Origin of the sequence: Pseudoalteromonas sp. ND6B (assembly GCF_000764215.1) — a bacterium.
Lineage (GTDB): Bacteria > Pseudomonadota > Gammaproteobacteria > Enterobacterales > Alteromonadaceae > Pseudoalteromonas > Pseudoalteromonas tetraodonis.
In genome coordinates, this window is record NZ_JQFL01000058.1 from 225,283 (window position 1) to 235,634 (window position 10,352).

The 10,352-nt window shown below is 40.0% G+C and carries 7 protein-coding genes, 8 tRNA genes and 1 rRNA gene; 13 read left to right on the forward strand and 3 right to left on the reverse strand.

The window, feature by feature from the left end; genetic code table 11:
* Positions 1-65: 65 nt before the first annotated feature.
* Both ND6B_RS05045 and cysK read right to left on the reverse strand, forming a co-directional pair.
* Complete coding sequence (locus ND6B_RS05045) at positions 66-515, reverse strand: hypothetical protein (RefSeq protein ID WP_013464590.1); 450 nt, start codon at positions 513-515, stop codon at positions 66-68.
* A gap of 145 nt (positions 516-660) precedes the next feature.
* Positions 661-1,629: a cysteine synthase A gene (gene cysK / locus ND6B_RS05040; RefSeq protein ID WP_033103907.1), complete on the reverse strand. Its 969-nt coding sequence runs from the start codon at positions 1,627-1,629 to the stop codon at positions 661-663.
* Between the two features lie 377 nt (positions 1,630-2,006).
* On the opposite strand from cysK, the gene ND6B_RS05035 reads away from it, so the two are divergent.
* From ND6B_RS05035 to ND6B_RS04980, 12 genes are all read left to right on the forward strand, one after another.
* On the forward strand, positions 2,007-3,158 hold the full coding sequence (locus ND6B_RS05035; protein ID WP_016899481.1) for a dicarboxylate/amino acid:cation symporter: 1,152 nt from the start codon (positions 2,007-2,009) through the stop codon (positions 3,156-3,158).
* Positions 3,159-3,325: 167 nt separating this feature from the next.
* The gene (gene uvrY, locus ND6B_RS05030) at positions 3,326-3,976 is read left to right on the forward strand and encodes a UvrY/SirA/GacA family response regulator transcription factor (protein WP_016899482.1); all 651 of its coding nucleotides are present in this window, start codon (positions 3,326-3,328) and stop codon (positions 3,974-3,976) included.
* Positions 3,977-3,985: 9 nt separating this feature from the next.
* A complete protein-coding gene (gene uvrC / locus ND6B_RS05025) occupies positions 3,986-5,809 on the forward strand; it encodes an excinuclease ABC subunit UvrC (protein WP_033103908.1) in 1,824 nt (607 codons plus the stop codon).
* 42 nt (positions 5,810-5,851) lie between these two features.
* Positions 5,852-6,397: a CDP-diacylglycerol--glycerol-3-phosphate 3-phosphatidyltransferase gene (gene pgsA / locus ND6B_RS05020; RefSeq protein WP_033103909.1), complete on the forward strand. Its 546-nt coding sequence runs from the start codon at positions 5,852-5,854 to the stop codon at positions 6,395-6,397.
* Positions 6,398-6,536: 139 nt separating this feature from the next.
* A tRNA-Gly gene (locus ND6B_RS05015) sits at positions 6,537-6,612 on the forward strand.
* Between the two features lie 28 nt (positions 6,613-6,640).
* A tRNA-Cys gene (locus ND6B_RS05010) sits at positions 6,641-6,714 on the forward strand.
* Positions 6,715-6,750: 36 nt separating this feature from the next.
* Positions 6,751-6,837, forward strand: a tRNA-Leu gene (locus ND6B_RS05005).
* A gap of 66 nt (positions 6,838-6,903) precedes the next feature.
* A tRNA-Gly gene (locus ND6B_RS05000) sits at positions 6,904-6,979 on the forward strand.
* Positions 6,980-7,018: 39 nt separating this feature from the next.
* Positions 7,019-7,105 (forward strand) — tRNA-Leu (locus ND6B_RS04995).
* Between the two features lie 65 nt (positions 7,106-7,170).
* Positions 7,171-7,246, forward strand: a tRNA-Gly gene (locus tag ND6B_RS04990).
* 18 nt (positions 7,247-7,264) lie between these two features.
* Positions 7,265-7,338, forward strand: a tRNA-Cys gene (locus ND6B_RS04985).
* A gap of 37 nt (positions 7,339-7,375) precedes the next feature.
* Positions 7,376-7,462, forward strand: a tRNA-Leu gene (locus ND6B_RS04980).
* 686 nt (positions 7,463-8,148) lie between these two features.
* On the opposite strand, the gene ND6B_RS04975 is transcribed toward ND6B_RS04980, so the two are convergent.
* On the reverse strand, positions 8,149-9,567 hold the full coding sequence (locus tag ND6B_RS04975) for an alanine/glycine:cation symporter family protein (protein ID WP_033103910.1): 1,419 nt from the start codon (positions 9,565-9,567) through the stop codon (positions 8,149-8,151).
* A 633-nt stretch (positions 9,568-10,200) separates the two neighbouring features.
* On the opposite strand from ND6B_RS04975, the gene ND6B_RS0119380 reads away from it, so the two are divergent.
* Positions 10,201-10,352, forward strand: a 16S ribosomal RNA gene (locus ND6B_RS0119380); the annotation flags it as partial.

A 10,352-nucleotide genomic window follows, 5' to 3' on the forward strand; every position in this document is an offset into this window, starting at 1 on the left:
TTTTATGTTGTGTATTTTTTAAGCTCGAATATACGGTTATCGTTACTAAGGCTCTGAATGACTGATCAGCGCCCGTAAGGATCGGCGATGATTTTATCTACGTACCACTTACCTTTTATTTTAAGCATTTCGATGCTGCGGAAATCATCGATTTTTTTACCATTAAAATAACCGGTAAACACAATGTTTATTTTAGCCTGATTGCCATACTGTTCTCGCAGGCTTGAATTTGACATATCAATTTCAATCACAACTTCATCGTACTGTAAATTAATAAGACTACGCGCAAACTGTTTTGCCGTCCCATACGATTTCATTATGCGGGCTAATTTAGGTGTTGCGAAATCGCTGGCTTTTTGCAAGTTATGCTGGTTATAAAGCGCATCAAAATACACAGTAGCAGTGTCGCCTGGACGATCATTGTCAATGTACTGCTCTTTAGGTTTAGTATTTTCATTACAGCCAACGATCAAAATACTAAAAATGAGCACAAAAATGGTTAAAATTGTTTTCATATTTGGTCAGGTTGATTACTTATACATAAAGTGTGTGATGGAATGGAGAAGATGTAAAGAGGAGTGAACTAAATAGATAGTAACTTATTAAAAAAGCAATAAAAAAGGATGTTAAAAAACATCCTTTTTTAATCAAATCGCTTGATTATTGCACAAGCTCTTGTTCGCTAAACTCTTCGTCAAACATCGGGCTTGATAAGTAGCGCTCTGTTGCACTTGGCAAAATAACCACAATATTTTTATCTGCATTTTCAGGACGTTCAGCAATACGTTTCGCTGCAACCACAGCCGCACCTGATGAAATACCAACTAAAATCCCTTCTTTTTTCATTAGCTCGTGACACATTGCTATACATTCTTCATTAGAGACTTTCTCTACACCATCAATTATTGATAGGTCTAAATTCCCAGGAATAAAGCCTGCACCAATACCTTGAATCTTATGTGGCCCAGGTTTTACTTCTTCACCAGCAAGTGTTTGGCTAATTACCGGAGAGTGGCTTGGCTCTACAGCGATTGATTTTACATTTAAGCCTTTTTCTTTTTTAAGATAACGGCTTACACCTGTGATAGTTCCACCAGTACCAACGCCTGCAACAAAGAAATCGATTTTGCCATCAAGTGCATCAAAGATTTCTGGGCCTGTTGTTTCAAAGTGAATTTTAGGGTTTGCAGGGTTTTCAAATTGTTGTAATAAAATAAACTTTTCAGGGGCTGATGCTTGAATTTCTTTGGCCTTAGCAATAGCACCGTTCATACCTTTAGCACCGTCTGTTAGTACAAGATTAGCACCGAGTGCTTTTAATAGCTTACGACGTTCTAAGCTCATGGTGTTTGGCATTGTAAGCGTTAATTTGTAGCCGCGTGAGGCTGCTACAAATGCCAGTGCAATGCCCGTGTTACCTGATGTTGGCTCTATAAGCTCTTTATCTTTGGTAAGTTGACCTGATTTTTCAGCTTCCCAAATCATCGATGCACCAATACGGCATTTAATACTAAAGCTTGGGTTACGCGACTCAACTTTAGCGTATACATTCCCACCTGTAACACGGTTAAGTTTTACCAACGGTGTGTTACCGATGCTTAGTGAGTTATCTTCAAAAATAGTAGACATAATGTTCCTTTAGGTACAATCTGATCAACACATTAACAGTTAGCCTGTTAACTTTATAAGCCTACTTTACTGTGAGATAAAAAAAGTTAAAGTAAGCTTTGGCTATAACATATATTAATTCCGCTTATAACGGATTGAACTAAAAACTCAACCTGTTATTTTTTTAGTTATTAAAAAGGTGAACTTGAAGCCATTTGTTCGTTTTTAACTTTGTACTGTATTTTTTGTTTATGTAGTCGTTATTTAAACAAATCAACACTACGTACTTATATTTTGTTGGTTAATTGTGCAAATGAACTGCGGTTGAACAGTTTATTGACACAAACTATTCAAAACATGATAAAAACACATTATCTAAATTCAATAAAGTAATCACCATGAAGTTAATCTTAAAATTAATTGCCGGTATTGTGGCCGGTATTTTAGTCGGACTCTATATTCCCTTAACTGGCGTTGAGCTTTTATATACAGTAAAAGAGCTTATTGGCCAGCTTATTAGTTTTACAATTCCACTGATTATTTTGTTTTTTATTGCCTCTGGGATTGCCGGGCTGCCTAAAGGGTCAGGGCATTTACTGGGAAAAACGGTTGGTTTTGCTTACGGCTCAACAATTATTGCTGGTACCTTAGCGTTTTTATTAGTCACAGCGATTATTCCGTTCCTAAGCGGTGGAATTTCATTTGAAGCTGAAGCCGTCACCGAGGTAGGTAGCTTTATTGACTTAGAAATTCCACCATTAATGGGTGTAATGACTGCTTTAGTCACAGCCTTTGTATTTGGTATTGGTATGAGCCAGCTAGGTTTAGACACATTAAAAACGGTGTCTGATCAAGGGCGCGATATTATAGATGGTTTACTTGCTAAAGTAATTATCCCAGCATTACCTTTTTACATTGCGGGTGTGTTTGCTGAAATGACCGTGGCAGGTACCGTTGTTGATACATTACAGGCCTTTGGTGTAGTACTCATTGCCGCATTAGTGATGCATTGGTTATGGTTGAGTGTGCTTTATATTGTATCGGGCCTATTACTTAAGCGTAATCCTATTGAGCTAATTAAAAACATGCTACCTGCGTACTTTACTGCATTAGGAACCATGTCGAGCGCGGCAACCATTCCAGTCTCTTTGCAATCAAGTAAAGCAAATAATGTTAAAGAAGATGTAGCTAACTTTACAGTCCCATTATGTGCCACTATTCATCTATCAGGTTCAACAATTACAATAGTTACCTGTGCTATGGCTGTGATGTTTTTATCGCCTAGCATGGAAGTACCTTCACTAATGGCTATGCTGCCATTCATTATGATGCTAGGTGTGGTTATGATTGCTGCACCAGGTGCCCCAGGTGGCGCGGTAATGTCGGCGTTAGGTTTATTAACTAGTATGCTTGGTTTCAACGAAGGTGCAGTGGCACTAATGATTGCGCTGTACCTTGCACAAGATAGCTTCGGCACTGCGTGTAATGTAACTGGCGACGGTATCATTGCTTTGTGGGTAGACCGTTTTAGTGAAAAAGCCTCAGCTTAAATCACTATGGTGTATTTACCTACGATAGGTAAATACGCTTTGACAATATTGGGTCATAGCGACCGACGGCGAAAGCATAATATTAGTTATGGTTTCGTCGTATCTATGCTAATGTTGAAAATTAATTTTGTTAACTTGCATCTTATTAGGCTAGTGAGGGTGTTCCATTGATTAACGTACTTTTAGTTGATGACCATGAACTTGTGCGCACAGGGATCAGACGTATTCTTGATGACATACGTGGTTTTAAAGTAATAGGTGAAGCTAAAACAGGCGAAGAGGCTGTACAGTTTTGCCGTCAACATGCGCCAAATATAGTATTAATGGATATGAACATGCCTGGTATGGGCGGGCTTGAGGCAACTAAAAAGATTTGCCGTTATTGTCCCGATGTAAAAATTATTGTGCTTACAGTTAATTGTGAAGACCCATTTCCGAGCAAGGTTATGCAAATTGGTGCTCATGGTTTTTTAACCAAGGGGGCAGGATCTGATGAAATGGTGCGTGCTATACGTTGCGTGCATGCAGGGCAACGTTATATTGCGCCAGAAATAGCACAGCAAATTGCGCTTGCTCAGGTTACTGGGCGAACTGATGAAAACCCATTTCAAAGTTTGTCTGAGCGTGAACTGCAAATTATGCTGATGATCACCAAAGGTGAAAAAGCACAGGATATTGCTGAGCGCTTAAATTTAAGCTCTAAAACAGTAAACAGTTATCGCTATCGTATGTTTGAAAAGCTTAACGTAGGGGGCGATGTAGAGCTTACTCATTTAGCCATACGTTACAAAATGATTGATATAGATATCTCTTACTAGTCGATATATATGTCTGAATTTGATCATGCCCAGTTTTTAAAAACATTATCGAGTGAACCTGGCGTTTATCGCATGCTCGATAATGACAACCAAGTTATCTATGTCGGTAAAGCTAAAAGTTTAAAAAAGCGGGTAAGTAGTTACTTTCGCAGCAATATTACCGACAGCAAAACCCGTGTTTTAGTAAGTAACATTTTTAATATTGAAGTCACGCTTACTAATACAGAAACAGAAGCGCTTCTGCTTGAAAATAATCTGATTAAAAAATATCAGCCACGTTATAATATTTTGTTACGTGATGATAAGTCGTATCCCTATATATTGCTAACGAATCATAAGCATCCGCGCTTAGCCTTTCATCGTGGCAGCAGAAAAGTAAAGGGCGAATATTTTGGTCCTTTTCCAAGCGCTGGAGCTGTTTCAGAAAGTTTGCGGTTAATGCAAAAGATCTTTCCTGTGCGTCAATGCGAAGATGCTTATTATCGTGCGCGAAGTCGTCCCTGTTTACAGTATCAATTAAAACGTTGTTCTGCGCCGTGTGTAAATAAAGTTTCTGAAGATGAATACGCACAGCAAGTTAATTATGTCCGTAAGTTTTTAACTGGTAAATCTCATGAAGTAATAGCCGATCTAATCGCTAAAATGGAAAGAGCCAGTGAGCAGCTTAATTTTGAACTCGCAGCTAAAGTACGTGACCAAATTATGTTACTGCGTAAAATGCAGGAGCAACAATCTATCTCTGGCAATTTTGCGGAAATGGATGTGGTCGGCTTTGCCCATTTAAACGGTTTAAATGGGATTCATTTATTGATGATCCGCGATCATAAAGTGCTGGGTAGTAAAACTTATTTTCCAAAGGTGCCTAAAGACTCACAAAAGCAAGAAATTTTAACCTCTTTTTTAGGCCAGTATTATTTAGCGCCAGGTGCTACAGGGCGTATTGCCAAAGAAATTATTTTACCGTTTGAAATTGAAGAAAGTGATGCGCTCAGCGAAGCACTAACTCAAATTAGTGAGCGTAAAGTATCACTAAAAGTGGTTGCCCGCGGTGAGCGAGCACAGTACTTACAGTTAGCGAATAAAAATGCATTAAATAGCATTACGGTGAAGCAAAGCACTCAAGACTCTATAAACAAGCGTTATGCGCAATTAAAGGCCACTTTACGCCTTGATGATATCAATCGCATGGAGTGTTTTGATATCAGTCACACCATGGGTGAAAACACAGTGGCCAGCTGTGTTGTATTTGACTCCCAAGGGCCAAATAATAAAGAATATCGTCGTTATAACGTGACGGGCATCACTGGCGGTGATGATTACGCCGCTATGGAATTTGCACTAAACAAACGTTATAACAAGCTGGTTGATGAAGATAAAATTCCCGATGTTATTTTTATCGATGGTGGTAAAGGGCAATTAGGTAGAGCGGAGCAATATTTCGAAAACTGGCCGCATACCAAAATGCCGTTATTAGTTGGGGTTGCAAAAGGCACTAGCCGTAAGCCAGGCCTTGAAACCTTGCTTATAGATGGTGGGCGTAAGACAATCCCTATGGATTCTGATGCACCAGCACTGCATTTGATTCAGCATATACGGGATGAATCGCATCGTTTTGCAATTGCAGGGCACCGTAACAAGCGCCAAAAACAGCGTACTCAGTCGTTATTAGAAGAAATAGATGGCGTTGGTTCAAAGCGTCGACAAACATTATTAAAATATTTAGGGGGCATGCAAGGCGTAAAAGCTGCTAATATAGAACAGCTAAAGAAAGTTCCTGGGATCAGTCCTGACATGGCTGAGAAGATATTTAACCATTTGCATGACAAGGGCTAGCCCTATGTGCGAATATAGAAAAAAAGACATATCCAAGTAGTTATGTGGAATATTCCAAACACACTCACAACGTTTAGACTCTTTCTTATCCCCATTTTTTTGGTGATATTTTATATGCCTTATTCATGGGCATTCTTTGTTGCTGCCTTTATTTTTTGGCTGGCTTCGATCACAGATATACTCGATGGCTATTTAGCCCGTAAACTTGAACAATCAACGCCTTTTGGTGCGTTCCTAGACCCTGTTGCTGATAAAGTAATGGTGTGTGCTGCCTTGGTTGCTTTATCTGAGCATTATCAATCTTTGTATATGACTATCCCTGCGCTTATTATTATTAGTCGTGAAATTGTTATATCGGCGCTACGTGAGTGGATGGCTGAACAGGGGAAGCGCGGTAACGTGGCTGTATCCGATATGGGTAAATTAAAAACGGCAGCTCAAATGTTAGCCATTATCGGTTTAATCTGGCAGTACGATAGCTGGATGATGTATTTAAGCTATGGCCTACTTTATATAGCGACGTTTTTAACGCTCAGTTCTATGGTGCAATATTTAGTTGCAGCATGGGCAGAATTGACCAAAAATTGATTGTAAACGTCTAATAACGCACCATTTTAGATAAAAAATAATCAAACAGTTCAAAAGTAGCATTTTTTGTGTTGACGCGTTTAATAATCTCTGTAGAATGCGTCCGTGTTGAGAGGGCATAGCCCCCTAGATAAACAAAGCGGCACTAGCTCAGTTGGTAGAGCGCGACCTTGCCAAGGTCGAGGTCACGAGTTCGAGCCTCGTGTGCCGCTCCAGTTTATCTTAAAGCTAACCTAGTATTGAGGCGGAATGGCAGAGTGGCCATGCACCGGATTGCAAATCCGTTTACCCCGGTTCGACTCCGGGTTCCGCCTCCAATCAACACTCCACACGCTTTAATTAGCAAACTCGATGCCCGAGTGGTGGAATTGGTAGACACAAGGGATTTAAAATCCCTCGACTAACAAGTCGTGCCGGTTCAAGTCCGGCCTCGGGCACCACGTTGTGGTTTGGTTACATACACCAATATGTAACTTATAAAAAATCTTATTTAGAATTAATATGATGCGGCACTAGCTCAGTTGGTAGAGCGCGACCTTGCCAAGGTCGAGGTCACGAGTTCGAGCCTCGTGTGCCGCTCCATATTAGTTTTATCCACTTGCTTTAAATAGTAAACTCGATGCCCGAGTGGTGGAATTGGTAGACACAAGGGATTTAAAATCCCTCGACTAACAAGTCGTGCCGGTTCAAGTCCGGCCTCGGGCACCACTTTGTGGTTTGGTTACATACACCAATTATGTAACTTATAAAAAATTATTTAGAATTAATATTATGCGGCACTAGCTCAGTTGGTAGAGCGCGACCTTGCCAAGGTCGAGGTCACGAGTTCGAGCCTCGTGTGCCGCTCCAAATTATTTGATATGTTTAGGCGGAATGGCAGAGTGGCCATGCACCGGATTGCAAATCCGTTTACCCCGGTTCGACTCCGGGTTCCGCCTCCAAATAATTACTCCACACGCTTTAATTAGCAAACTCGATGCCCGAGTGGTGGAATTGGTAGACACAAGGGATTTAAAATCCCTCGACTAACAAGTCGTGCCGGTTCAAGTCCGGCCTCGGGCACCACTTTATATTCTTTCCGTAAAATCTAATTAAATCATCATATCTTTATTACTAAGTCCCTTGAAGCACACTAATTTACTACCCCCTGTTGTTAGCAATAATGGTTTGTTGCAAGGTCTGATACATACTCTTGGCTCACCAATAGACTGTCATTGAACACTTCAGACTTTTTTACAAGTTAATCAAGGTGTAGTGTAGGTCGTTAGCTAAATCATAAACTAGACTCTTTAATACCAATTCGCTTAATTAAGCGGTCTATTTTGAGGCAGGAAAAACGGGTTGATAGCTAGGCAAAAAAATCGCTATTTAGTTGTTCTAAATGAGAATTTTCAACACAGATAGCGACACGTTTAGCCCCGCAAAATGATTGAGTATTATTGCGGATTGGTATAGTAAGCGCAGTGTTAGTTATTATGGTTATGCAGTAATGTATATAAACCTAAGCGGGGATGTCGTTATAAGCATTGAGACCTACTACATAGGTTATTAAATTTACTTGTAGGATGCTTATAATGTTTGGATAAGGTGAGCTTATAGGTAGGTTGGGCGGCTTTAATAACGTCTATCTTCACACTAGTAATTTATAAGTGACTACTGTTATCAGTAACTTTTAGATTAAAGTTAAATCAATAAAAAACCCGAAATGACAATGGCCGTTTCGGGTTTTTAACTTGAAGTATAAAAACTAATTATTTATGCCAAATACCTTTTGGAATAGTTTTATTGAGTTTGTCGTTCTTACTTGGATCAAACGTCGGTAACTTTCCGGCGCGTCGCTGAGCGTTATAATCTTTAGCAAGCCACACCACAACACCAGAGAGCATAAATAATGCGATTACGTTCACTATTGCCATTAAGCCCATAGATACATCAGCTAATGTCCACACTAGTGGTAATTCGCCCAATGCACCAAACATTACCATACCTAACACTAATAACCTGAAGATCAACATGCCAGATGCGTGGTTATGCTCTAAGAATAATAAGTTCGTTTCAGCATACGAGTAGTTAGCCACAATAGATGTAAATGCAAAAAACAAAATAGCGACTGCTACAAATATGGCACCCCAGCTGCCTACATGTTCTTCAAGGGCTGCTTGTGTAAGCGCTATACCCGTTACATCTGAGCCTGGCACTAATTGCTCTGATAATAAAATAAGAGCAGCAGTTGCAGTACAAATAATAATAGTATCTACAAATACACCCAGCATTTGTACATACCCCTGTGAAGCAGGGTGAGGTGGGTTTGGTGTTGCAGTTGCTGCAGCATTCGCAGCACTACCCATACCGGCTTCGTTTGAGAACAAGCCGCGCTTGATCCCTTGGATCATCGCTTGCATTACCCCATAACCAATTGCACCGGCACCCGCTTGCTCAATACCAAAAGCACTTCTGATCACATGCATAAATACATCAGGTAACTCAGTGTAATTTACAGCACATATATAAAGTGCAACCACAAGGTAAGCAGCAGCCATAAATGGAACGGCTAATTCAGCAAATCGAGAAATGGTTTTTAGACCGCCAAATATAATAATACCTGACCCAATAACAAGAGCGATACCTACTATATAGTTAGGGATACCAAAGGCGACTTCAAAAGCCGCAGCAATAGAATTTGACTGTACTGCGTTAAAAACTAAACCAAAGGCTAAAATTAAGCACAATGAAAAGACAACACCCATCCAACGCTTGCCAAGTCCGTACTCCATATAATAGGCCGGACCACCACGGAAGTTACCTTCTTCATCTCGAGTTTTATAAGCTTGTGCCAATGTACTTTCAGCAAAGCTAGTAGCCATACCAATTAAAGCAATTAACCACATCCAAAAAATAGCACCTGCGCCACCTAAATAAAGCGCAACGGCAACACCTGCCATATTACCAGTACCAACACGGGCTGCTAAAGAAGTACAAAATGCTTGGAAAGAAGAAATGCCGCCGTCAGAGCCTTGACGACTTTGAAACATGACTTTAATCATATGTGGAAACTGTACAAATTGGATAAAACCAAGACGTATTGTAAAAAATAGCCCTGCAGCTATTAATAAGTACACTAAAATATGACCCCATAAGAGACCACTTATACTATTTATTATATCTGTCATGTGCGTTACCTAGTGAACGAGTTGTAAATATCGGGCGCAACTTACCACAAGCACAGTAAATAGTTTAGTAAACAGCGTAAAAAAATGAGTTATCCACAGGGTTTTGTGGGTAACATGTGTGTCTAGGTGGGGTATCTTTGGGGTAAAAATTAAATGCAAAAAAGCCTTTAAAAACGCTTGCGTTAAAATCGATTCGCCCTATAATGCGACCCCACTGAGACGGGGAACGCCAACGCATAGCGAAGCAGGAGCTGCTCAGAAAGTCGAGTAAAACTTGAGTTTAGATTTTTGATAAAGTTTAAAATTAAGTGTTGACAAAAAAATAGGAAAGCGTAATATGCGCAGCCCTAGCGAGATAAAGTTAAGCGCTTTAATCGCAACGTTCTTTAACAATATAAAGCAATCATCTGTGTGGGCACTCGTACAGATTGAGTTCTAACAGCCGAACTTAACTTTCTTTTTAGATAGGTAAGCAAGGCAAACAAATTTAGAGTCTCAATGTGATTTCTCGAAAGAGAAGCTGAGTGACCAACAGAATAGTTACTTTTAGTAATTATTCAGCACAGTCAATTCAATATCGAAAGATATTAAATAAATTCAGAATTCATTGAGCTGTCGAAAGACATAAACTTTTAATTGAAGAGTTTGATCATGGCTCAGATTGAACGCTGGCGGCAGGCCTAACACATGCAAGTCGAGCGGTAACAGAGATAGCTTGCTATCTGCTGACGAGCGGCGGACGGGTGAGTAATGCTTGGGAACATGCCTTGAGGTGGGGGACAACA